19 protein-coding genes are annotated in these 22,139 nt (G+C 71.2%); 8 read left to right on the top strand and 11 right to left on the bottom strand.

Annotated features, from left to right (window positions below):
• The 3 genes from AB0E24_RS34850 to AB0E24_RS34860 all read right to left on the bottom strand — a co-directional run bounded on the left by AB0E24_RS34850 (window position 1) and on the right by AB0E24_RS34860 (window position 9,702).
• Window positions 1-6,213 carry an SDR family oxidoreductase gene (locus AB0E24_RS34850; RefSeq protein WP_359383166.1) on the bottom strand — a complete coding sequence of 2,071 codons (6,213 nt, stop codon included), beginning with the start codon at window positions 6,211-6,213 and terminating at the stop codon, window positions 1-3.
• Window positions 6,210-7,757: an acyltransferase domain-containing protein gene (locus AB0E24_RS34855; RefSeq protein ID WP_359383168.1), complete on the bottom strand. Its 1,548-nt coding sequence runs from the start codon at window positions 7,755-7,757 to the stop codon at window positions 6,210-6,212. Before AB0E24_RS34855 ends, AB0E24_RS34850 begins: the two co-directional genes overlap by 4 nt.
• 655 nt (window positions 7,758-8,412) lie before the next feature.
• The gene (locus tag AB0E24_RS34860; RefSeq protein ID WP_359383171.1) at window positions 8,413-9,702 is read right to left on the bottom strand and encodes an amidohydrolase family protein; all 1,290 of its coding nucleotides are present in this window, start codon (window positions 9,700-9,702) and stop codon (window positions 8,413-8,415) included.
• 179 nt (window positions 9,703-9,881) lie between these two features.
• Here AB0E24_RS34860 and AB0E24_RS34865 point away from each other — a divergent pair, with 179 nt between their 5' ends.
• Complete coding sequence (locus tag AB0E24_RS34865) at window positions 9,882-10,841, top strand: Lrp/AsnC family transcriptional regulator (RefSeq protein ID WP_359383174.1); 960 nt, start codon at window positions 9,882-9,884, stop codon at window positions 10,839-10,841.
• Between the two features lie 24 nt (window positions 10,842-10,865).
• On the opposite strand, the gene AB0E24_RS34870 is transcribed toward AB0E24_RS34865, so the two are convergent.
• From AB0E24_RS34870 to AB0E24_RS34885, 4 genes are all read right to left on the bottom strand, one after another.
• A complete protein-coding gene (locus tag AB0E24_RS34870) occupies window positions 10,866-11,762 on the bottom strand; it encodes a geranyl diphosphate 2-C-methyltransferase (protein ID WP_359383177.1) in 897 nt (298 codons plus the stop codon).
• A gap of 17 nt (window positions 11,763-11,779) precedes the next feature.
• Complete coding sequence (locus tag AB0E24_RS34875; RefSeq protein ID WP_359383180.1) at window positions 11,780-13,090, bottom strand: family 2 encapsulin nanocompartment cargo protein terpene cyclase; 1,311 nt, start codon at window positions 13,088-13,090, stop codon at window positions 11,780-11,782.
• A 194-nt stretch (window positions 13,091-13,284) separates the two neighbouring features.
• Window positions 13,285-14,133 (bottom strand): SDR family oxidoreductase, encoded by an 849-nt coding sequence (locus AB0E24_RS34880; protein WP_069861595.1) that lies wholly within the window; start codon window positions 14,131-14,133, stop codon window positions 13,285-13,287.
• A 193-nt stretch (window positions 14,134-14,326) separates the two neighbouring features.
• Complete coding sequence (locus AB0E24_RS34885; protein ID WP_359383184.1) at window positions 14,327-15,208, bottom strand: SDR family oxidoreductase; 882 nt, start codon at window positions 15,206-15,208, stop codon at window positions 14,327-14,329.
• Window positions 15,209-15,293: 85 nt separating this feature from the next.
• Between AB0E24_RS34885 and AB0E24_RS34890 the strand changes: the two genes are divergently transcribed.
• Window positions 15,294-15,872, top strand: coding sequence for a TetR/AcrR family transcriptional regulator (locus AB0E24_RS34890; RefSeq protein ID WP_069861599.1), 579 nt, complete (start codon window positions 15,294-15,296; stop codon window positions 15,870-15,872).
• A gap of 20 nt (window positions 15,873-15,892) precedes the next feature.
• Here AB0E24_RS34890 and AB0E24_RS34895 read toward each other — a convergent pair whose 3' ends face one another.
• A complete protein-coding gene (locus AB0E24_RS34895; RefSeq protein ID WP_359383188.1) occupies window positions 15,893-16,744 on the bottom strand; it encodes a LysR family transcriptional regulator in 852 nt (283 codons plus the stop codon).
• A 93-nt stretch (window positions 16,745-16,837) separates the two neighbouring features.
• Between AB0E24_RS34895 and AB0E24_RS34900 the strand changes: the two genes are divergently transcribed.
• On the top strand, window positions 16,838-17,575 hold the full coding sequence (locus AB0E24_RS34900) for an SDR family oxidoreductase (protein WP_359383341.1): 738 nt from the start codon (window positions 16,838-16,840) through the stop codon (window positions 17,573-17,575).
• Between the two features lie 28 nt (window positions 17,576-17,603).
• On the opposite strand, the gene AB0E24_RS34905 is transcribed toward AB0E24_RS34900, so the two are convergent.
• The 3 genes from AB0E24_RS34905 to AB0E24_RS34915 all read right to left on the bottom strand — a co-directional run bounded on the left by AB0E24_RS34905 (window position 17,604) and on the right by AB0E24_RS34915 (window position 18,448).
• Window positions 17,604-17,759, bottom strand: coding sequence for a DUF6126 family protein (locus AB0E24_RS34905; protein ID WP_167459895.1), 156 nt, complete (start codon window positions 17,757-17,759; stop codon window positions 17,604-17,606).
• A gap of 150 nt (window positions 17,760-17,909) precedes the next feature.
• Window positions 17,910-18,248, bottom strand: coding sequence for an ArsR/SmtB family transcription factor (locus tag AB0E24_RS34910; protein ID WP_069862136.1), 339 nt, complete (start codon window positions 18,246-18,248; stop codon window positions 17,910-17,912).
• Window positions 18,249-18,253: 5 nt separating this feature from the next.
• Entirely contained in the window at window positions 18,254-18,448 is a 195-nt protein-coding gene (locus AB0E24_RS34915; RefSeq protein ID WP_069861607.1) for a hypothetical protein, read from the bottom strand.
• A 239-nt stretch (window positions 18,449-18,687) separates the two neighbouring features.
• Between AB0E24_RS34915 and AB0E24_RS34920 the strand changes: the two genes are divergently transcribed.
• From AB0E24_RS34920 to AB0E24_RS34940, 5 genes are all read left to right on the top strand, one after another.
• Entirely contained in the window at window positions 18,688-18,828 is a 141-nt protein-coding gene (locus AB0E24_RS34920) for a hypothetical protein (protein ID WP_435865357.1), read from the top strand.
• Window positions 18,825-20,579 (top strand): SulP family inorganic anion transporter, encoded by a 1,755-nt coding sequence (locus tag AB0E24_RS34925; RefSeq protein ID WP_359383194.1) that lies wholly within the window; start codon window positions 18,825-18,827, stop codon window positions 20,577-20,579. The genes AB0E24_RS34920 and AB0E24_RS34925 overlap by 4 nt, the downstream gene beginning before the upstream one ends.
• A 156-nt stretch (window positions 20,580-20,735) precedes the next feature.
• Window positions 20,736-21,131: an STAS domain-containing protein gene (locus tag AB0E24_RS34930; RefSeq protein WP_102933954.1), complete on the top strand. Its 396-nt coding sequence runs from the start codon at window positions 20,736-20,738 to the stop codon at window positions 21,129-21,131.
• Window positions 21,132-21,180: 49 nt separating this feature from the next.
• Window positions 21,181-21,531, top strand: coding sequence for a zinc ribbon domain-containing protein YjdM (locus AB0E24_RS34935; RefSeq protein ID WP_069861613.1), 351 nt, complete (start codon window positions 21,181-21,183; stop codon window positions 21,529-21,531).
• Window positions 21,532-21,777: 246 nt separating this feature from the next.
• Entirely contained in the window at window positions 21,778-22,128 is a 351-nt protein-coding gene (locus tag AB0E24_RS34940; protein ID WP_359383199.1) for an ArsR/SmtB family transcription factor, read from the top strand.
• Window positions 22,129-22,139 lie beyond the last annotated feature (11 nt).

Here is a 22,139-nt window from a genome sequence, read left to right on the forward strand (position 1 = left end):
TCACGAAAGGGGCGACTGGGGAACGCGGGCATGCGGCCGGACCAGTTCTCCGCTGTGGTCCAAGGGGTGTGCGGTGACCCCGGTGATGCGGGCCAGCACCCGGCCGTCACCGGTCACGGCGGTCAGGTCCCCGGTGGCGAAGTCGCAGTGCAGCCGGATGGCCGGGTGCTCCGCGCTGAGCCGGCAGTCGTCGCCCGGCCCGCCGAGCTCGACCTCGTCGAGACCGGCCATCGGGCCGACCAGCGGCGGGTGGTCACCGCGCGGCGGCAGCAGCAACAGGTGCACCATCGCGTCCAGCAGGATCGCCGGTACGGTCATCCCGGCCAGGGCCGGAGCCCAGGCGGCGTGGTCCAGACCGAACCTGGCGCTGTTCCCGTCCGGCCCGCGGGCGTAGTCGCTGGTGCCGGCGAACGGGCCGGTGAGCGAGATCGGCGGGTCGGGGGAGTAGACCGGCATCGTGAAATCGGGTTCGGGGACGTGGGACGAACAGTCGGGCGGCCCGGTGAGCACGGGATAGCGATCCGCCAGCACGACCGTCGTTTCGCACAGCAGGTCGTTGAAGCGCAGCACCTTGCCGTTCTTGCCGATCCGGTGCGCCGTCATTCTGACGGCCACCTCGGCGCCGCCGGGCCTCCGGCTCATCACCCGGGCCTCCACCGCGACGGTGCGCAGCGGTCCGGCGAGCCTGACCGTGATCGACGTCCGGCAGACCAGACCGCGGAACCCGGTGACCACCAGGTCGGGGCAGAGGGCCGCGGCCGCGGCGGCCGCGGCTTCGAGGGTGAAGGTGCCGGCCAGTGTGTACTCACCGTTGACGCGGTGGTGGCGCATCCACCGCCCGTCCCGTTCGGCCAGGGTGGCCGGATCCCAGGTCTTGGTGAAGACGGCCCAGTTCTTGCCGCGGTGCAGGACGCCGTCGAGCAGCGGACTGGTCAGCGAGGGATCCGGCGGGGCGGGCGGCGGCGCGTCCGGGGCGGGGATGCGCAATTCGTCGGAGGAACCGTAGGTGCCGATGCCACGCCGGCCCAGCAGGACGCGTTCCTCCTCCCGGATGAAGAACGCCACCCCACCGGCCGGTGGCCGGGTCACGGCGGAGAGGAACTGCGCGCATCCTTGCGCGGTGCTGATGTAGGCGTCCATCTGGTTGCGTTTGAGGGTCTCCCGCATGGTGACGCTGCTGGCGACGCCGACCTCCCGCCAGCCGCTCCAGAGGATCGCCAACTCCTGGTGGCCGTCCGGTCCGTGCCGCTGGGCCCAGGCGCTCGCGTACGCGAGGTACTCGTTGACGGCGCAGTAGTCGATGTCACCGGGCGCGGGGGCGAGCGTCGCCAGGGTGCTGAAGTTGCACCAGATCCGGGGCGGCCGCCCGGCCAGGGCCCGTTTGAGGTTGCGGTAACCGGTCGCCTTGGTGGCCCGGACCGCCCGGAAATCGGTCAGGGTCTTGGCGTGCAGCGCACGCGACCGCAGATCGAGAACGGTGTTGATGAGCAGGTCGATCTGTCCGTGCCGATCGACGATCTCACCGAGGACGGCGGCGGTGCGCTCGGCGTCGAGGACATCGCACACCCGGTGGTGGACACGGTCCTGGCCGCACAGCTCCGTCAGCCGTCGCACGGTACGGCGTACCTCCAGGCGCCCCTGGGCCCGCTCGTAGGCGGCGCGCAGCTCACCCACCGACGCGCCGGGGCGGCTGCGGTGCTCGGAGGCGATGAACTCGGCCTGCGGCGGCAGCTCGTCGTCGGTTTCCGGCAGTGGGGTGCGGCCGATGACGTACACATGCGGCCGGTCGCTGGTGCGGGCGATGGCGTGGAGGAGCTCGGGGGTGATGCCCCGGGCGCCGCCGAAGGCGACCACGACCGCGCCGGGCGGCAGCGAGGGGGTCCCCGCCGGGGGCGGCTCCGCATGGTCGTCGACGACGGCCAGGGTGAACCAGTCGCCCCCGCGGCAGGCCAGCGTGTGGGTCGGCACCTGGGCGGTCTCCGCCCGCGCCAGCTGGTCCAGAGCGGTCGCGGCGTCCGGTGCGTCGCTGAGCAGGGTCACTCCGCCGCACTGCGGGACCTCGGCCCGTACGGACCGGACGAGGCCGGTGAACAGCCCGCTCAGCGGGGGCGGCAGATCGTCCGGCACCGCGCCGAGCAGCAGCGCGCCGAGCGAGCCGCCGGCGCGCAGCGCGGGCAGCGCCGCCTGGAGCGTGGTGAACATGAGGTCCTGGAGGTGTTCGAGACGGGTGGCCTCGGCGTCGGTGCCCCCGTCGTCCTCGTCGTCCTGGCCGTGCAGCCGGGACAGGACCCGGATATGGCGCGGGATGAACGGCAGGTCGGCCAGGGCGCCGGGCGCCTCCTCGGGCGCGACGTGGGTGGCGAGGCCCGGCCGCGGTGACCAGACGGCGATGTCCGGGCCGGTGGCGGCCGCGGCGAGATCCGGGGCGTCGGTGATGACGATGGTGCCCGGCGGGATCGACCCCGTGGCCGAGCCGTTCCGCGGCGGGGCCGTCGGAACGAATCGGAAGGTCTGTCGGCGGCCGGTGTCCTCGGCGTCTTCCGGCCCGGACCGCTCCGGCTCGGTGCGCGCGGCCCGCTCCGGCTCGGTGCGCGCCGCCCCCTCCGGCCCGGTGTGTACGGCCCGCGCCACCTCGTCCCGGGCCGGGCCGTGGTGCCGCGGGCCGGCCGGCGGGGTGAACCGGATCAGTGGCGATCCGGCGGCGGCGGGTGTCACGACGGTGTCCGCTCCGGTGGAGAGGGCCTTGAGAACCGTCAGCAGGGCGTCCAGCGACAGGTAGGTGTGTCCGGTGTCGGCCAGCACGGGAAGGGCGTGCGCGAGCGTGGCCGCGGACCCGGGATCGGTGGCGTCGACCACGGTGGAGAGCGAGCCCAGGACGGGCAGGCCGTGCTCCAGCGCGGTGGAGAGCCGGGTGACCGCCAGGACGGCGGCGCCTTCCGCGATGGACCGGCCCTCCGGCACCAGATCGTCGAGGTGGCGGTCCCAGCCGCTGATGGGCCGCTGGCACACCGCGCCGACCAGGGCGAGGTCGCAGGCGCGGTGCCGGAGTTGGCGCAGGGCCACGTCGAGTGCGGTGTGCGCGGAGTCCCGGTGGGCGTAGACGCTGGTGCCCATGCCCTGGAAGTCGTAGTAGTTGGCGGCCCGGCCCGACAGGATGCAGGAGACCGCCCCGGTGAAGTCGTCCTCGTTCAGGTCGCCGGGGATCACCCCCTTGGCCTCGGCCATCCCCTTGGCGAGGTATTCCTTGAGCGTCCGCGCCTGCGCCGGGTCGGGCAGGATGTCGAACGTGGTGGCGCACTCTCCGGCGTGCACCCGCAGCGCGGCCCGGGTGTTGTGCGTGGTCGGCAGGGTCGCCCCCACCACCACCGCCGTGGTGGGCCGCAGGCTGACGCCCGGCTCGCCGAGCTGGTCGAGCAGCGGGCCGAGGGCCTGGAGCATCATCAGGTGGGCGGGGTCCATATGCCGCATCGTCAGCGGCGGGATGCGCACCTCACGTGGGGACGGCAGCGGATACGGCATGCCGAAGTCGGCCTCCGGGAGCGGGCCGTCACCCCTCAGCCAGGCCGGAACCTGGGCGGTGTCCAGACCGGGCAGATGGGTGTTCCAGCCCACGACGACCAGTTGCTCCGTGTCCGCAGGAGCGTCCGCGCCGCGCCGCCGCGCGGGGGCGGCCGACGGCACGCGGTCGGACAGGACCACATGCGCGTCCGCTCCTCCGAGGCCGAACGACGACACCCCGACCACGCGCGGCCGTGTGTCATCCGTCGGCCAGGGCGCGTCCCTGACGGGTACGGTCAGCCGCGCGCCGTCCTCCAGAAGCGGGTGCGGATCGGTGACCACGGGCTGACCTGGGACCGCCCCGCGGTCCAGAGCGACCAGCGCGTGCGCGACCGAGACCAGGCCGGCCAGCACACCGGTGTGCCCGAAGACCTGCTTGTTCGAGGTCAGCAGGCACGCCCGCTTCCGCGGCCCCAGCCGGGAGAGCAGCGAGCGCAGTTCGATCTCGTCGCCCACCGGTGTGCCGGTGCCGTGTGCCACCACCCAGTCCACGTCGTCGGCCTCGACGCCCGCGTCGGCCCAGGCACGGGCGATCGCCAGCTCCTGTCCGCGGGTGGCCGGAGCGTGGATGCCCTTTCCGCGGCCGTCGGCGGCCAGACCGGTGCCCCGGATGACCCCGAGCACCCGGTCGCCGTCCGCCACGGCCCGTGCGTACGACTTCAGGGTGAGCATGATGGAGCCCTCACCGATGAGGGTTCCATCGGCCGCCTTGTCGAACGGGCGTACCCTGCCGCTCATCGAGATGCCCTGGGCCCGGCAGAAGAGGGTGAACCCGATCGGTTCGATCACCGAGGTGCCACCGGCCAGCGCCACATCGCAGGAGCCCTCGCGCAGCGCCTTCACCGCCGCGTCCAGGGCGAACAGTCCGCTGGCGCAGGCCGCGTCGAGGGTCAGGTGCTGCGAGTCGTCGGGGACCAGCCCGCGCAGCGCGTCGCGGGAGACGGATGCGGGCAGATAAGCCTGCGGGGCCCCGCCGTCGCCGCCGTAGTGCGCGCTGATCGCGTGGTCGGCCAGCTCGGCCAGCCAGTCACCGTCCTGATCGGCGGGGATCGCCTCGCGCACCATGCGCCGGTACTCGTCCCCCAGCACGACACCCTGGGGGCCGAGCCCCGTCTGGTCGTGGATACCGGTGGTCGCGGCGAGCCACCGGTCCGTCGGGCGCCGGCCCACCCCTGCCAGGGCCTGGACGGCGCAGTGCCGCAGCCAGCGAGTGGTGCGCGGCCACCCGGGGTGGCCGACGTTCCCGTCCGGTTCGGCGATCGAGGCGGGGTCGGGGACGAAGCCGTGGACGTACGCGGCCTCGCGAACGTAGAAGGCGTCGGTGTCCTCCCGGGTCGGCGCCCAGAAGTGCTTCAGATCGAAGGCGGACGGCTCGCTGGAGAGCAGGGCGCCCTCCCGCAGCCGGTCCCAGAACTCCGCCGTATTGTTCGCGCCGGGCAGGGCCAGCCCGAGGCCGACCACCGCGACGGCCCCGGGGTCCGCCTCCGCCGCGTGGTCCGGTGCCGGGGCCGGGAGCGGTGTCAACACCGGGGCCGGTGTCAACACCGGGGCCGGTGTCGGCGCGGGGGCCGGTGGCGGTGCGGGGGCCTCCGGTGTTCGCTCCGGCGCCGGAGCCGGTGTCTGTACTGGTGTCGGCGCGGCGGTCTCCGGTGTTCGCTCCGGTGCCGGGGCGGCCACCGGAGCCTGTGCCGGTGCGGGCATCCGCGGTGCCGGGGCCGCCACCTGCTCCGGTGCGGGCGCGGGCGCCGGGTCGGCAGCCGCCGGTTGTTCGGGGGTGGGGTGGCTTGGTCCGGCCGGTGTCGTCACCGCCGCCGCGGGCACCGGTTGGCGCCTGGCGGGCTTGCTCACCTGGTCCGCCAGCCTGCTGTGCAGCCGCAGGCCCTGCATCCCGCCGATGCTGATGCCGCCGTCCGCGACGATGGTCTGCCCGGTGATGAAGCCGGTGTCCTCGTGCAGGAGGTGGACGATCAACCTGGCCGCCTCCGGCGTCGAGAGGGTACGCCGCATCAGCTCGCTGGCCTCGGCCGGGCCACCGGGCGTCGCCGCCGGGGCGTCGAGGTTGACGACGATCTCGCTGGCGACGGAGCCCAGCAGCACGGTATTGACCCGGATGCCCTGGCCGACCAGCTCGAGTGCCAGATAGCGGACCAGCGACTCCAGGGCCGCCTTGGTGACACCGCCGGGGCCGTAACCCGGAACCGGCTGATGCGCCCCGACGCTGGACAGACAGAGGATGCTCGCGCCGTCTCTTCCCGCCATCAGCTCGGCCGCCCGGCGCGAACAGTGGTAGGCCGCCATCACATTGGTGGACCACGCCCGCTGCCAGTAGGTGTCATCGATGTCGAACAGAGGCAGAAAGGCCCCGCCCGCGGCGTTGTTGATCAGAATGTCCAGGCCGCCGTGCCGCTCCTGGACCAGGTCGAACATCCGGTCGATCTCACTGGTCTTGGCCACTGAGGCGCGGATGAACTCGCAGCTGTGACCGGCCTGCTCAAGCTCCGCCCGCAGCAGCTTCGCCTGTTCGACCGAGTGGAAGTAGTTGACGATCACGTGGGCCCCGCTCCCCGCCAAGCGGCGAACGATGTCCGCGCCGAGGCTCTTCGCGGCCCCTGTCACAAGTGCGACCCGACCCCGCAGATGCTCGGTGGAGGTCATCGACCGGCAGCCTCCGCCCGGGCCCGTACGACGGTCTCCGCGATCCGGCGCAGCGTGCCGGCGGTCAGCAGAGAGGAATCCGACCGCAGATCGGGCAGGTCGAACCGGTCGGACACCCGCCCGAGGAGGGCGACCTGCTTGAGCGACTCCACACCCAGGTCGGCCTCCAGGCCGTCGTCCTCACCGAGCAGATCCGGCGGGTAGCCCAGGAAGTCGCCGTAGAGCGTCCGCAACTCCGTCAGCACCGTGTCGTAGTCCAGCCCGGCAGGCGACGGCGAGGCGACCGGGGCGACGGCGGCCGGGGCGACGGTCGGGGCGACGGCGGCCGGGGCGGCGACGACGGCCGGAGGGGCCGGGGCGACCGCGACCGGGGCGACCGTGACCGGTGCGGCCGGGGGGGCCGGAGCCGCGGGGGCCGGGGCGGAGACGGGGGCCACGTAGGACACCGGGGCCGCGGGCGCGGGCACGGCAGTCCGGGTCAGCAGATCGGCGACGGGGAGTGTCGCGACCGCTCCGGCCGACGCGGGCTCACTCACCCGTACGACGGGACCATCTCCGTTGCGCGACGGTGCCGCCAGGCGCGAGCGGAACGTACCCACGTCGGTGGAGTCGGCGACCAGCGCCCGGACGGCTTCGACCGGGTCGCTCTCGCTGAGCGGGACGACACACTGCACACCGGGGATCGACGCCTCGACGAACTTGGTGACGACGGGCCACTCCCCGCACTCGACAAAGGCGTCGGCGCCCGCCGCATGCAGCTCACGGATGGTGTGCAGCATCCGGACCCGGGAGGTGAGCGCCCCGGCGACCAGGTCGACCGGGTCGTCGTCGCCGACATCCCGCCCCATCCATGGGGAGCGCACCCGCCAGCGCCCGGCACCGTACGGAACCCGTGGCGCGGTTTCCCGCAGGGCCCGTGCGGCCTGCGCCATCGCCGGAGTATGCGTCGGATGCGGGACGTCGAGCTGGAGACTCGGCCAGCCGAGCGCGTCGGCCACCCGCTCCACATGCTCGATCAATGCCTCGGGGCCGCTGATGACGCTCTGCCGAGGGGCGTTCTCGCAGGCCAGCACCAGGTGCGGATGGTTGATCAGCTCGGCGAGCGACTCCGCCCGGCGGCCGTCCACTCCGACCGCGAGCATCTTTCCGCCCCAGCCCTGCTGGGTCAGTACCTGGGACCGCGCCACGGCCAGACGCGCGGCGTCCTCCACGGACAGATGCCCCGCGGCGGCCAGGGCCCACAGCTCACCTATGCTCTGCCCGACGATCGCGACGGGTTTGACGCCCTCGGCGATCAGCATATGGTGCGTCGCGATGCTGACCGCGAAGATTTCCAGATATTGCACCTCGGGGCCGCGCCGGTCGCTGGTCTCATTCTGTTCGACAAGCCGGGTACTGATGTTGGGCAGTCCCATTTCCCGGGCTGCCTTGTCGATGCGGGACAGCGTTTCACGTACGGTCTCGTAACGGTTGTGCAGATCGCACAGGATGCCTCCGCGCGGGGCAGCCACCGTACCGGGCATGACAAAGACAGAATCCACCACGTGCATCACCCTCATCTCCGTCCCGACTGCCGGCGATGTTGCATTGGCTCAGCCGGGGCACTGAAACGCCACGACGGCGCGATGAAATCGACGACATACGTCCGCTTGCTTCGCTATATCGGAGCGGCGAGTCCAGCGAAATTCGACCCTGGCCACCCATTATTGGTGGCCATTCCCGCAAATGCGTGACCCTGAAGAGGATTTTCCTTGCTGAACGGGTTCGCTAGTTAAGGTAACTGCGCCTCTTTCAGGGGGTCAACGATCTTAGGGTCCCAGTTTCGGCCTAAACCGATTCTGTTCAGGACTAGTGAAGTACGTGATGCCGGGCGGCGATTGCGCCCTTGTCGCTCGGTGAGGTCTCGTGTTAGCCGCCCCAGACCAATTGTGCCATCAACATCCGCTATGTCCCTTTCATTTCAAGACGATTGAGATGTTTAAACAGGATGTGTCCGGGATTTCGGCCACTTTTCAGTGAACCAATGTGGCTGAGACCGAGTGTTTGTGTGCGCCAATCAGTTCTTCAGCTGTTAGTGATCCAGCCGGATTTCTTCATTTGTGCAGGTCAATGGCTCGGGTGTGCGGAGTGTGGCGGGCCGGAACGGGTGTGGGACGGGCCTTTCCGCCGGTCACGGCCGTGACCGGCGAACGCGGTCCGCTATGCGGCGCTGATATTCGCCTCGCCCAGGCGGCGCGCGGTCCGGGCCGCGTCCCGCAGGAGGTCGGAGCTGTCGGCGACGGCGCGCCCGGCACGGATATGGTCATGGCCGGCGACCATGACGGTGTCGATGTGCGAGCGGTCCATCTGGAGGACGACGGTGCTGTAGGGGTCGTGGACCGGCGTCACATCGGGCCGGTCGGCGCGCAGGACGAGGATGTCGGCCTGTTTGCCGGGGGTGAGGGAGCCGGTGCGATCGGCCAGGGCCAGGCTGCGGGCGCCGTCGAGAGTGGCCATGCGCAGGATGTCGCGGACCGTGACCCCGGTGCGGGAGTCATCGGCGTGCTGTGCGTGGCGGCCTGCCTGATAGGCGGCGCGCATCTGGGTGAACATGTCGCCGGCGACGGTGACTTCGACATCGACGCTGAGGCTGACCGGCAGGTTCGGCCGGGCGAGTGCCGGGGCGACCATGGGGTAGCCATGCCCCATGATCATCTCGATGGCGGGGGAGATGGAGATGCTGCCGCCGTTGTCGGCGATGACGGCCAGTTCCTCGGCGTCGAGCCCATTGCCGTGGATGAAGGTGGTGCCGGGCCGCAGGGCGTCGATGTCGCGCAGATGGGCCGCGGACAGGCGGGAGGAGAAGTGCCGGGCGACAGGCACCTCGAGCTCCCTGGCCAGGGCGGCGTTGGCGCGCTCGTCCGCGTCGCTGCCGCCTTCGGTGACCAGGGCCATGGTGACCAGGGCGCCGGTGTCGGCGAGCAACTCGGCGCGGACGCGACGGGTGTCGTCGGGCAGGACGGTGCCGTGCGCGAGGATGTCGGGGAAGCTCTTGCCGTAGGCGAACACGGCGCGCATCCCCGACTCCTGTAGGGCGGCGACCAGGGCGTCCGTATGCGCGGGGGAGTCCTGGATATTGGAGATGTCCTGGATGGTGGTGATGCCGGACGCGAGGGCGGCGCGGGCGCTGAGCAGATTGCCGGTGTACAGGTCCCGCGGCGTCATGGCGGGGCCGAAGTCGCCGAGGATGTTTTCCATGTACCGCTCGAAGGTGTGGCCGGGGGCGATGCCGCGCAGGACGCCCTGCCACATATGGCGGTGGGTGTCGACGAAGCCGGGCAGGATGATGCGGTCGGTGGCATCGACGATCTCCGCCCCCGCGGGGGCCTGGAGGCCGGTGCCGACCTCCAGGATGCGGTCACCTTCGACGATGAGATCGCCGTGTTCGACATCGCCCAGTGCGGGATCCATGGTGAGCAAGTGGGCGTTGCGGAAGACGCGGGTGGTCACGGTCGCTCCTCGATGGTTGTGCGGGGGTGTTCGGAAGGCCATGGCTCCGGGCGGCCGCGGGCCGGCCCCCGGACCGACGCCTCCCGACCAGTCTGGGGAGCCCATGCGCCCAAGACCCATGCGGTGGCGTGACGGTGGGACGATGAACGTCGGGAACAGCTGATGCGAGGCTTTGTTCCATGAGCGACGATATCGATCGGAAAATCATCCACGCCCTCCAGATCGATGGGAGAGCCTCGTTCCGGGCGATCGCCGCGATCCTCGGCATCTCACCGCAGACGGTCAACCGCCGGTACGCCGACCTGCGCACCACCGCGTCCCTGCGCGTACTGGGCCGCACCTACCCCCATGCCGTCGGCGAGGAGGAATGGTTCCTGCGTGTGCGCTGCGCCTTCGGGGCCACCGAGGAGGTGGCACATGCGCTGGCCCGCCATGAGGAGACCGTATGGGCGCATGTCACCTCCGGAGGGACAGAGATCGTCTGCACCACCCGCAACGCGGAGGGCGGCGAACCACTGCTCCTCCGCAACCTCCCCAAAACCCCTCGGGTGACCAGCCTCACCGCCCACTGCCTGCTGCACACCTACTTCGGCGGCCCGCAGAGCCCGCTCGACAAGGTCGGCCCTCTCACTCCGCAACAGATCGCCGAGTTCACCCTGCCCGGCCACACCGCGGATTCACCCCGGCTCACCCCCGTCGACCACGCCCTCCTCCATGTCCTGCACACCGACGGACGCGCCAGTACAAAGGAATTGGCGCACGCCGCCGGCTGCTCACCCTCCACCGCCCAACGGCGCGTGGCGGAGCTCAGACGCCGCGGAGTCCTCTACTTCGACCTGGACTACGACCCCCAGGTCTTCCACCGCCCCCGCGCCGCCATGCTCTGGCTCTCCGTCGCCCCCGCCGCCCTCGACGAGGCCGGAACCACCCTCGCCGGACACCAGCAGGTCTCCTTCGCGGCCTCCACCACCGGCCCCACCAACCTGTACGCGGCCGTCAACTGCGCGGACAGCCGCGAACTGCACACCTACCTCACCGGTCCGATCGCCGCCCTGCCCGGCGTCGCCCAGGTGGAAAGCGCTCCGGTCACCCGCACGCTCAAACGCGCCGGAAGGTGCCTCAGGCCCGGGAGCCCATGAGCGCTTCCACCGGAACGCATGTGGTCAGACGCGGTCGGCCGCGATCAGCAGGTACTGGAAGGACCCGTCCTTGTAGGAGTTGATGAACGCTTCCTCGATGCCGGTGACCAGCGGGGACGTGGCTCGCAGCCCCCAATAGGGCAGGGTCGCGGCGGTGAGGTCGATGACGGCCTGGGGTACGAGGCGGTTGTCGGCCATGGCGCGCAGATACTCCCGGCGGGAGTGGATGTTGCACTCGAAGTGCGCGTTGATCTGGGAGACCCACTTCGAGGGCTGGCCGTAACGGGGGTTCCAGCAGCCGGTGATGGTCACATAGCGGCCGCCGGGCGCGAGGATACGGGCGTGCTCGGCGAAGAGGTCGTGCAGGTCGACGTACATGCTCGATTCGTTGTTCCACGAGGCCGCGATCTGCCCGGTCTCGAAGGGCGTACCGAGCATGTCGCAGACGTGGGCGTGCACGTGGTCCTCGATGCCGAGTTCGTGGGCGCGCCGGTTGGCGAAGCTCGCCTGCTTGGCCGATAACGTGACGCCCTCCACCTCGCATCCGAAGCGCTGATGGGCCATGACCATCGAGCCCCCGCGGCCACATCCGGCGTCCACGAGCGTGTTGTCGCGCTCGATGGGGCCGAGGTGGTCCAGGAGGAGTTCGGCCTGTGCCGATTCCAGGCGGTGGAGTTCGGCGATCAGCTTCTTCTCGTACGTGCTGTCGTCGGCGTCGCCGAGGGCGGTGCGGTCGATGTCGCCGATGCCGTAGTGGTGGTGGTAAAGGCCGTCGACATCGCCGAGCCGCAGGTTCACGGGCCTGGCCTCGCGGTCCCAGTAGCGGGCGATGTCCTCCTGATAGGGCGTCCCCGGGGTGGGGATGAACACGGAGGCGCTGGTGGAGACGGCGGCATCGGTGGTGAGTTCGGTGCTGGTCACGGATAAGTCCATTTCTCTTACCAGAAGTCGGGCAGGCTGTAGCGATAGGTGTTGGTCCGATGCCAGTAGTGGTTGCCGTCGACCCACACGGCCACGCCCCGCAGAAAGCGCCCCACGCTTGGGACGGGGCAGGCGGCGGCCAGGGCCGCGGCTTCGGCTTCGAAGTCGTGCATGAGCTCGTTGTGGACGTCGATGGCCTTCATATAGGCATCGCGGTCGGCGATGCCCTCACGTTCGGCGATCACCACGGGTAGGTTCAGATGCCGCCCGGGGGAGTCGAGTTCCTTGGTGTACGAGTACAGGTCGTTCACGATGGTGGTGGCGTTTCCCGCGAGCGCGATGACGCGCTGCATGGCGGGCCCGGCGTGCAGATCCGCCGGGAGTTCGTAGCCGCCGACGGTGTCCGTGATGGTGGGGCAGGGGCGGAAGTTGTTGAACTGCCGCATCGCCAGGTACTCCCACACCTCGGGGACGTGGTCCGTCTGGGCCCAGGCGGCCTCGGCGAGGTACCCCAGGTGCAGACGCGCCATGTCGTGCCGGAACCGGTCCGCCTGGGAGGGGCTGGCCGCCCCGTGGAAGTACTCCATGGCGGAGCGGTACGCGCGCCGGGGCGCGTCCGAATGGAGCGACTCCGCCCAGCGCGGCTGGTACTCCTTCGTCGTGTGCAAGGGGTCGAGGGCGGTGTGCGCCAGTAGCAGGCGTCCGCCGAGGCCGATGGGCGATCCTCCGTGGTCCTCGCAGTAGCAGTCGTCCACCGCGTTCTCGGCGACCATCAGGCGGGTGGCGAGCATCAGATGGTCGACGGTGGGGGCGTCCGGATGACAGGCGACCATATAGCGGCCCACCGAGAAGCCGTCGAACTGGTCCTCCCAGTCCTCCGGATACAGCTCGACCTCGTCCAGCGCCCAGGACTTGATCCTTCGGCCCACCTCCGCCACCCGCACCGGGTCGGGCTCCGGCACCGGATGGTGGTAGAGGCCCGGGACCGGGCTGCCTTCCGCCGGTGCCGCCGGTGCCGCCGGTGCCTCCACGGGCGCCGACGCGCCCTCGCGCCCGGCCGGTCGCAGGCTCACCGTGCCCAGGCCACTGGGCCCGCGCAGGATCCGATCCAGGGCGCCGCCCGCCGCTCGCGCCTCGGCGGCGGGGGCGGGGGCGTCGGCGGGAGCCGGTGTGGGCAAGGGCGGCACCCGCGCCACAAGAGGCCGGCCGCCGGTGGCGGCTCTGATGTCGCGGGCGCGGGCGGCGGCCTCGGCGAGGACATACGCCCCGGAGTGGGAAGCGGCCGCAGAGGGGCTCGACTGCGGAGGGGAAGGCTCGGGCGCGGGCATCCATGGCTCCTCGGTGGGGCCGGTGGCCGGCGTATATGCGCGGGTCACCGGCAAAGAGGAAAGGAGGGGGCAAACATCCGGGAATCCGCCCAGACCCGGGAACAGTAGCGGCCGATGCACCCACTCGGCCTCGGGGAGCCGCCCGTATTAACTCGATAAGATGATCGTGCCCCGCATGGGGTTTGCCCGGATGCTCAGCGGAAGTCGTCGGCGTGGCCGAGGGCCCACTGGGCGTAGGTGTGCGCCGGTGTGCCGGTGATCTTTTCGACGATGGCGGAGGTCGGGGCCGGTGCGGCGGTGCCGGCGGCCCACTGACCCACGATCGCCTCGGCCAAGGCCGGATGCATCGTTCTGCCGACTTCCGCGCGAGCCTGCTCGTCCGAGATGTGTTCGATCCGGATGTGCCGGTCGATGGCCTCGCCGATGTGCTCGATCTGGCGTCGCAGGGTCAGGGACTCGGCCCCGTAGATGGTGTAAGCCTGGTGGGAGTGGCCCGGTTCGGTCAGTGCGGTCACCGCGAGCGCCGCGATGTCCTTCTCGTGTACGGGTGCCGACTGCGCCAGCGGGTAGGGAAGGCGGACGACGCTGTCGGTGCGGATGGATTCGGCCCACCAGGTGCGGGTGTTGATGGCGAACGTCCCCGGCCTGATGAACGTCCAGTCCATGCCGGACCGTTGGATGGCCTGCTCGATCGTGCGGTTCTGACGGGGGACCGGGTGGTCGGCGTCGGGGTTCAGGACCGACACCGACGAGAGCAGAACCACCTGCCGGATCCCCGCGGCTTCGGCCGCCGCGGTGACCTTCTCGATGTCGTAGGGGTTCTGGGGATCGAGCATTCCGTAGAGGAACGCCTTGTCGGCACCGTCGAGCGCCGCGGGCAGCGTCTCGGGACGCTCCAGGTCGGCGGCGACCGTTTCCACCCCGGGCGTCGAGCCCGCGGCCGGGGTTCTGCTGACCGCCCTGACCCGCTCACCGGCGGCCAGCAGGCCATCGGCCACATGACGACCCACGTTGCCGCGGGCGCCGAATACAACCGTCACCATGACGGGACCTCCTGTTGGTTGTGGACTGTCGTCCGTGGATGTGAATCGATGGATGTGAATCGATGGATGTGAATCGATCGCCGCTCGGCCGGCGGCGCGGCGCCGGGACGGTCGGCCGCGATCGACGCGGGTGAGGATTCCGCTGCCGCCTCGGGCGCCCGAGGCGGGCCTGCCCGATCGTCCCGGTCCCCGGTCAGGGCTGGATGTTCTCCAGGTCCTCCAGAAGGCGCGGATGCTTGGGCTCCCAGCCGAGCGCCTGCCGGGTGTGGGCGCCGGAGGACGGCTGGTCGGCGGCGAAGATCGGGCCGAGCGGACCGTAGGTCTCCGCCGGCACCGACTCGACCGGCAGGCCCAGCCGTCGGCCGATGACCGCGGCGATGTCACGTACCTGGTCCCCCTCGTCGGCCACGGCGTGCCAGGAGCTACCGGCCGGTGCCCGCTCCAGGGCGAGCCGGAAGAGGACCGCGGCGTCGAGCGCGTGCACGGCCGGCCAGCGCTGTGCGCCGTCGCCCGGGTAGCCGGACACTCCACTCCGGCGTGCGATGTCGGTCAGCAGGCCGGCGAATCCGCCGGTGCCCTGGTTGTGCACCGTGCGCGGCAGGCGTACGGCCGTGCTCCGGACCCCGCGCGAGGCCAGCCCCAGGGCCGCCGTGACCGCGAGGCCGCGACCGCCGACCGGTCCGTCGGTGGGCGGCGGGTCGGCCTCGGTGGAGGCGCGGCCCGGCACCCAGGGCGTGCCCGAGACGGTGACGAAGGGGCGGTCGCTGCCGATGAGTTCCTCACCGATGGCGGCGATGGCGGCGCTTTCCTCGGCGACCGCCTTGGCGACGGCCTCGGCGCTGCTGAAGTCGTTGGCGAACGCGAGGTGGATCACTCCGTCGGCCTGGGCGGCGCCGGCGCGAAGGATATCCGGATCGGCGAGGGCTCCCCGGAGCGGCTCGGCGCCGGCCGCCTCGGCGACCTGCGCGGATGCCTCGGAGCGGGCGAGCGAGAGGACGGTGTGTCCGTGGCCGAGGAGTTCGGCGACGACGGCGGAACCGATCAGGCCGGTGCCACCGGTGACAAAGACGTGCATGGAAATCTCCCACGAGTGATGGGACTCTTGTCCCATCACATTAGCAGGGTGATGGGACAAGAGTCCCATCACGTATGATGGGCGCATGGGTCGGTGGGAACCAGGGGCGCGCGAACGCCTCGTCGTGGCTGCTGTCGACCTGTTCACCGAGCAGGGGTACGACGCCACCACGGTCGCGCAGATCGCCGAGCGCGCCGGGGTCACCAAAAGCACCTTCTTCCGGCACTTCCCCGATAAGCGCGAGCTGCTGGTGGCCGGACAGGAGACGCTCAGCCGACTGCTGGCGGAGGGGATCGCGGAGGCGCCCGCCGACGCCAGCCCGCTGGAGGCGGTCGCCGCCGGTCTCGAGCGCGCATCGAGCGCGATGGGCGCCGTGAATCGGGAGCTCGCTCCCCGGCTGAAGGCGGCCATCGCCGCCAGCGCCGAGCTCCAGGAGCGGGACGCCCTCAAGAGCGTCAGCCTCGCCGCCGCGATGACCGCCGCCCTGATCGCCCGCGGCGTGCCCGATTCGACCGCGGCTCTCGCGGGCGAGCTGGGCGTCCTCGCCTTCAAACGGGGGTACGCGGAATGGTCCGAGGGCGACAGCGACGGCAAGGACGAGCTGGCCGGCTACGCCCTGGTGGCCCTGGACGAGCTGCGTGCGGCGAGCGCGTCGCTGGGCTGACGGACAGCCTCACCCGCCGTTCATGGAACCACGGCCACACGTGTCGCCACCCGGATCAGGTCGGCCACCGCGCGAAGTCGGCTCTGCGGGGGCCAGGCGAGCACCGTGGTCACGGGCGGAGCGTCCAGGACCGGCACGGCGGCGAGGTCCCGGCGCAGGCCGATGGCGGCGGACTCGGGGATGATCACGGTCGTCCGGCCGAGCGCGATCAGCTGGAAGAGCTGGGTCAGATTCCGTACCTCCGCCCCTGGTCCCTCCGGATAGTCGCCATCGGGACCGGGCCAGCGAGCCATCGGGAGTTCCGGCAGTTCGGTGACCTCGGCGGCCCGAAGCCGTGAGCGGCCGGCAAGTGGGTGGGAGGTGGGCAGGATCGCCACCTGCCGCTCGGTATACAGAATTTCGGTGTCGAGCCCGGCCGTCGAATCGAATGGCAAGTGCAGCAGAGCCACATCGGCCTGCCCGTTCTTCAGCAACTTCTGGTGCTGATGTGCCTCGCAGAGCAGGAGATCGACGGTGGCCGCGCCGGGTTCCGCGCGGTGGGCGTCGAGGAGTTTGGCCAGCAACTCGTCGGCGGTGCCGGATTTGGCGGCGAGGACCAGGTGGGGACGCCTTTGCGCGGCCTCCTGGGTACGCCGCTCGGCCGTGGCCACCGCGCTGAGGATCGCGCGCCCCTCGGACAGCAGCACGGCTCCGGCCTCGGTGAGCGTCACCTTGCGGCTGGTGCGCTCCAGCAGCGTGACCCCGAGTTGTCGTTCGAGCCGGGCGAGGGCGCGGGACAGGGGCGGCTGGGCTATCTCCAGCCGCTGGGCGGCCCTGCCGAAGTGCAGTTCCTCGGCGACGGCGACGAAGTACCGCAGCTCGCGTATCTCCATATGTGCACCGTAACTCCCGCGGACGGTCGATCGATGTCGCCCGGGTATCGCTGCGCTACCGAGATGGTGTTGGTGCCCGGTCGCGGCGCGACCATGCTGGCTGCCATGAGTGAGAAGACGATCGCGCTGGTCACGGGCGCGAACAAGGGAATCGGGTACGAGATCGCGGCCGGGCTGGGCGCATTGGGCTGGAGCGTCGGTGTCGGCGCCCGGGACGAGGGGCGCAGGGTGGAGGCCGTGGCGAAACTGCGCGCGGCGGGTGCCGACGCGTTCGGCGTGCCCTTGGACGTGACCGACGACGGGAGCGTGACCGCCGCCGCGCGGCTGATCGAGGAGCGGGCGGGACGCCTCGATGTGCTGGTCAACAACGCCGGTGCCGCGGGCGGCTGGCCGGAGGCGCCCACGACCATCGACCTGGAGATCGTGCGGCGGCTGGTGGAGACCAACGTCATCGGCGTCATCCGGGTCACCAACGCGATGCTGCCGCTGCTGCGCCACTCGGCCCACCCGCGGATCGTCAACCAGTCCAGCCATGTCGGCTCTCTGACCCTCCAGACCGCGCCCGATGCCGACCTCGGAGGGATCAGCGGGGCTTACGCGCCGACGAAGACCTATCTCAACGCGGTCACCATCCAGTACGCCAAGGAGCTGAGCGACACCAACATCCTGATCAACAACGCCTGCCCCGGCTATGTGGCCACCGACCTCAATGGGTTCAGCGGTACGCAGACGCCCGAGCAGGGCGCGGCGATCGCGATCCGGTTGGCCACGCTGCCCGACGACGGCCCCACCGGGCAGCTGTTCGACGACAAGGGAGTCGTGCCCTGGTGATGGTCCGACGCGTTCCCAAGGGTGCCCGCTACTTATTGGCGTGGTCGCCCACGTAGAACAAGAGGATCACGAACCCCGCGATGATGTGGGTGGCGAAGACGTAGATGAAGACGCGCAGCTTGATGCCGCGCTCCTTCCAGCTCTCGTCGTCCGGCCCCGTACCGGCCTTCTCTGTCTCGCTCACCGTGTCATCTCCCTGCTGTGTGCGTGGGCCGCGAAGGAATCCGGGACGTTACGAGGACGGCCTCGCCGCCGCGCTCGACGGCCGGCCCGGTGCTGACATCGCCGTCGCCGCACTGCCGCCGCCACGGTGGCCGGAACCCGACGGTGCCGGTCACCGTGTCGTCTCCGCCGCCCGCAGTTCGGCCAGCAGGTCCTGCCGGTCGGCGAGCAACACGGCCAGGATCCGCCGCGCGGCGGCGAGCAACTCCGCGACATCGCCGCCCGCCAGCGCGTAGACCACCGTCGACCCGGTGCGCGTCGCGGTCACGATCCCGGAGCGGCGCAACACCGCCAGCTGCTGGGACAGGTTCGACGGCTCGACCTCGATCGCCGCCAGCAGGTCCCGCACTGGCTTCGGTCCGTCCTGGAGCAGCTCCAGCACCCGGATGCGTACCGGGTGCCCCAGCATCCGGAAGAACTCGGCCTTCGCCTCATAGAGGGGAACGGGCATCTGGATCACCCCTCTTCCGTTTCCATCTGGTCTTCCTCGACATCCACTCCGAGCCCGCGCGCCACCCGCACCGCGTCGTCCAGCTCGTCCTCGGCCACGGCCACGGAATAGGCGTCCTCGGACTCCAACGCCTCCTCCAGAGCCGCTCGCGCCTGACGCACCCGCTCCAGCAGAGCCTCGGCGAACACGGGCCTGCCCATCCGGATCTCCTCCCTGGTGGCCGCTCCATGGTAACTAGTGAATTGAAGAACTTTTCAAGCCTAGTGGTTCCACGGTCCCACGCCCGTCGTAACGGGGCGCTGACAGATGTATGGATTGCAAAATTTCGCAAGTCCATACATGCTGAAGTGGCTGCGCCCGCTCCACCGGTAGCCGCGGGCGCAGCGCAGTCGTGTCCGCCCCCCATGGGCGGAGTGTGGATAGGGGAAGCCGAGGGGTCGTGTCCGTTCCGCTGTACCAGGCCGAGGCCGAGTTCTTCGCCGACCTGATGAGGGCCGCGCGCCGGATCCTGACCGACACGCTCGCGGGGCGGGGCGCGCTGCCGGCGGAGCTGCGGAAAGCCGAGGTAGCCGCGCGATGACCTCGGCGATCAGCCGGGCCGCGGCCCGGCTCACCGCGCTCCTGCCCACCCGCGCCGATCTGGCGGACCTGCGGCACGATCCCCGGCGGGACCTGCTCGCCGGGCTGACCGTGGCGATCGTGGCCCTGCCGCTCGCGCTCGGCTTCGGCGTCTCCTCCGGTCTGGGGGCGGAGGCGGGCCTGGCCACCGCGGTGGTCGCCGGTGCGCTCGCCGCCGTGTTCGGCGGGTCCAACCTCCAGGTGTCCGGGCCCACCGGGGCCATGACCGTGGTGCTGGTGCCGATCGTCGGCGAGCACGGGTCGGCCGGGGTGCTGACCGTCGGGCTGATGGCGGGCGTGATGCTGGTGGCGCTCGCGGCGCTGCGGGCCGGCAAGTACATGAGTTACGTGCCCGCGCCGGTGGTGGAGGGCTTCACCCTCGGTATCGCCTGTGTGATCGGATTGCAGCAGGTCCCGAACGCGCTCGGGGTGCCGGCGCCCGAGGGGGACCGCGTGCTGGTGGTGACCTGGCGGGCCGTCGAGGAGTTCGTTGGGCATCCGAACTGGACGGCGGCCGGATTCGCGGTGTCGGTGGCCGTGGTCATGCTGCTCGGCGCCCGCTGGCGGCCGACCGTCCCGTTCTCCATCCTGGCCGTCATCGCGGCCACGGCCGTCGCCCAGGTGGCGGGCCTGGACGCGGCGCGGCCGATCGGCGATCTTCCGTCCGGGCTGCCAGCGCCCTCGTTCGGCTTCCTGGACGCCGGTTCGCTCGGCACGCTGCTCGCTCCGGCCGTGGCGGTGGCGGCGCTGGCGGCCCTGGAGTCGCTGCTGTCGGCCTCGGTGGCGGACGGCATGACGGTGGGGCAGAAGCACGACCCCGATCGCGAGCTGTTCGGCCAGGGGCTGGCCAACATCGCCGCCCCGCTGTTCGGCGGCGTGCCCGCCACCGGCGCGATCGCCAGGACCGCGGTCAACGTCCGCACGGGCGCCGGGTCCCGGCTGGCCGCGCTGACCCATGCCGCGATCCTCGCGGTGACCGTTTTCGCGGCGGCGCCCCTGGTGTCGAAGATCCCGCTCGCCGCCCTCGCGGGTGTGTTGCTGGCCACCGCGGTCCGCATGATCGAGGTCGGCTCGCTGCGGGCGATGGCCAAGGCCACCCGGTCGGATGCGCTGATCCTCGTCCTGACCGCGGCCGCGACCCTCGCGCTCGACCTGGTGTACGCGGTGATCATCGGCCTGGTCGTGGCGGGTGCTCTCGCCCTGCGCGCGGTGGCCAAACAGGTCCGCTTCGACCAGGTGCCGCTCGACCGGGGCGATCACAGCGCCGAGGAGCACGCGCTGCTGGCCGAGCACATCGTGGCCTACCGGATCGACGGGCCGCTGTTCTTCGCCGCCGCGCACCGTTTCCTGCTGGAGCTGACCGAGGTGGCCGACGTACGGGTCGTCATCCTGCGCATGTCGCGGGTGTCGACCATGGACGCCACCGGTGCCCTCGTTCTCAAGGACGCGGTGGAGAAGCTGCGACGGCGCGGCATCCTCGTCCTGGCCTCCGGGATCCGCACCGGCCAGCGGCAGGTCCTGGACTCCGTCGGCGCGCTGGAACCGCTGCGGCACGACGGCCGGGACTACGCCACCACCCCGGAGGCGATCCGGGCCGCTCGCGATCACCTGGAGTGGGCGGGAGTCCTGCCCGCGGATGCCGCCGGGCAGAAGCAGAAGGGGGTCCCGAACCCCGCGACACCCCCCGAAATCCGTGCGGAGGCCGCGCGATGAGCCTTCGCCCCGCGTCCCCGCGCATGGCCGAGGTCTCCGGTGCGCAGGCGCCCCGAAGGGGCGCGGGGCGGTGTCGATGTGCGGCCGACGGCAAGAGCATCCGGATCACCCGCCCCCGCTGAATCCGACGGGTCGCACCGCAAGGAGGTTCACCCCATGACCATCGAGTGGCACTACACCGTCGAGCGGGATCACGGCATCCTCTCCGTCGCCGGATACCTGGGCCCGGACGCGGTCCACCGCTTCGCCGGCGCGGTCGGGTGGGTCGCCGCCCGCGGCACCGGACCGGTCATCCTCGACCTGACCGGGCTGCGCAGCTGGTCCGCCGAGGGCCGGCTGGCCATCATCGAGGCGGCCCACCACCTCGCCGGGGCGGGGCGCGGCCTGGAAGTGGCCGCCGTCCCCGCCGACGGCTCGCTGGTCCCGTCCGGCGACGGCCCGGACATCCCCGTCCACCGCGACCTGGCCGCCGCCCTCGCCGCGCACGCCCGGCGCCCATCGGCCCCCGAGGAGGGGCAGCGGGTGCGGCGCACGGACGGCCGGCCCGGCTGACCCCCGCCCCACCCCCGTATCGGCCCACCGACTGAAAGACCCTGGTGCCATGAGTGACAACCTTCCCGCCTGCCCCGAATGCTCCGGTGCGTACACCTACGAGATGGGGGTGCTCCTGATCTGCCCCGAGTGCGGGCACGAATGGTCGCCGTCCGAGGAATCGGAGGGCGGCACGGGGAACAAGGTGATCAGGGACGCGGTCGGCAATGAGCTCGCGGACGGTGACACCGTCACGGTGGTCAAGACGCTGAAGGTCAAGGGCAGCCCGACCGGGATCAAGGCGGGCACCAAGGTGCGCAACATCCGTCTCGTCGACGGCGTGGACGGCCACGACATCGACTGCAAGGTCGACGGGTTCGGCGCCATGCAGCTCAAATCCAGCGTGGTCAAGAAGGCTTGACCCGGCACCGCGCCATGCCGACCGCCCGGAACGACGTCCCGGGCGGTTTCGGGTGCGTATGGCCCCGGCGTGCTCCGGTCCGGTTCATCACCGCCTGGTTCGGCGGCTCGGTTTCCGCCCGCGGGTTTCGGCACGGCCGGTGTCGCAGGCGAGGATGGGCCGTATGTTCTTGACGAGTGGGTGGATGGGACGCGCCGAGCTCCGGTCGGCGGGGCCGTGCTGTGGTGTCGGGGAGGGGACGGCACGATGAGTACGCCGCTGTACCAGCTGAAGGCCGAGTTCTTCAAAACGCTCGGCCATCCGGCCCGTATCCGGGTCCTGGAGCTGCTGAGCGACCGCGAGCACGCGGTCGGGGAGATGCTGCCCGAGGTGGGCATCGAACCCGCGCATCTGTCCCAGCAGCTGGCCGTGTTGCGGCGGGCGAATCTGGTCAGGACCCGCAAGGAGGGTTCGACCGTGTACTACTCACTGACCAGCCCGCAGGTCGCGGAGCTTCTGCGGGTCGCGCGGACGATCCTGTCCGGAGTGCTCGCCGGCCAGGCCGAGCTGCTGGCCGACCTGAAGGCCGCGCAGGGTGGGAGGAAGCCGCGGTCGTAGCGAGGGACCGT

It is taken from the genome of Streptomyces malaysiensis subsp. malaysiensis, from assembly GCF_040653035.1.
GTDB classification, from domain to species: domain Bacteria; phylum Actinomycetota; class Actinomycetes; order Streptomycetales; family Streptomycetaceae; genus Streptomyces; species Streptomyces malaysiensis.

Bases quoted from the DNA above. Each gene is read 5' to 3' on its own strand.
- AB0E24_RS34915 (WP_069861607.1), bottom strand. From the start codon at position 18,448: ATGGGCAGGCCCGTGTTCGCCGAGGCTCTGCTGGAGCGGGTGCGTCAG.
- AB0E24_RS34900 (WP_359383341.1), top strand. From the start codon at position 16,838: ATGCTGGCTGCCATGAGTGAGAAGACGATCGCGCTGGTCACGGGCGCG.
- AB0E24_RS34885 (WP_359383184.1), bottom strand. From the start codon at position 15,208: ATGCACGTCTTTGTCACCGGTGGCACCGGCCTGATCGGTTCCGCCGTC.
- AB0E24_RS34925 (WP_359383194.1), top strand. From the start codon at position 18,825: ATGACCTCGGCGATCAGCCGGGCCGCGGCCCGGCTCACCGCGCTCCTG.
- AB0E24_RS34880 (WP_069861595.1), bottom strand. From the start codon at position 14,133: ATGGTGACGGTTGTATTCGGCGCCCGCGGCAACGTGGGTCGTCATGTG.
- AB0E24_RS34935 (WP_069861613.1), top strand. From the start codon at position 21,181: ATGAGTGACAACCTTCCCGCCTGCCCCGAATGCTCCGGTGCGTACACC.
- AB0E24_RS34895 (WP_359383188.1), bottom strand. From the start codon at position 16,744: ATGGAGATACGCGAGCTGCGGTACTTCGTCGCCGTCGCCGAGGAACTG.
- AB0E24_RS34940 (WP_359383199.1), top strand. From the start codon at position 21,778: ATGAGTACGCCGCTGTACCAGCTGAAGGCCGAGTTCTTCAAAACGCTC.
- AB0E24_RS34890 (WP_069861599.1), top strand. From the start codon at position 15,294: ATGGGTCGGTGGGAACCAGGGGCGCGCGAACGCCTCGTCGTGGCTGCT.
- AB0E24_RS34910 (WP_069862136.1), bottom strand. From the start codon at position 18,248: ATGCCCGTTCCCCTCTATGAGGCGAAGGCCGAGTTCTTCCGGATGCTG.
- AB0E24_RS34865 (WP_359383174.1), top strand. From the start codon at position 9,882: ATGAGCGACGATATCGATCGGAAAATCATCCACGCCCTCCAGATCGAT.
- AB0E24_RS34930 (WP_102933954.1), top strand. From the start codon at position 20,736: ATGACCATCGAGTGGCACTACACCGTCGAGCGGGATCACGGCATCCTC.
- AB0E24_RS34875 (WP_359383180.1), bottom strand. From the start codon at position 13,090: ATGCCCGCGCCCGAGCCTTCCCCTCCGCAGTCGAGCCCCTCTGCGGCC.
- AB0E24_RS34850 (WP_359383166.1), bottom strand. From the start codon at position 6,213: ATGACCTCCACCGAGCATCTGCGGGGTCGGGTCGCACTTGTGACAGGG.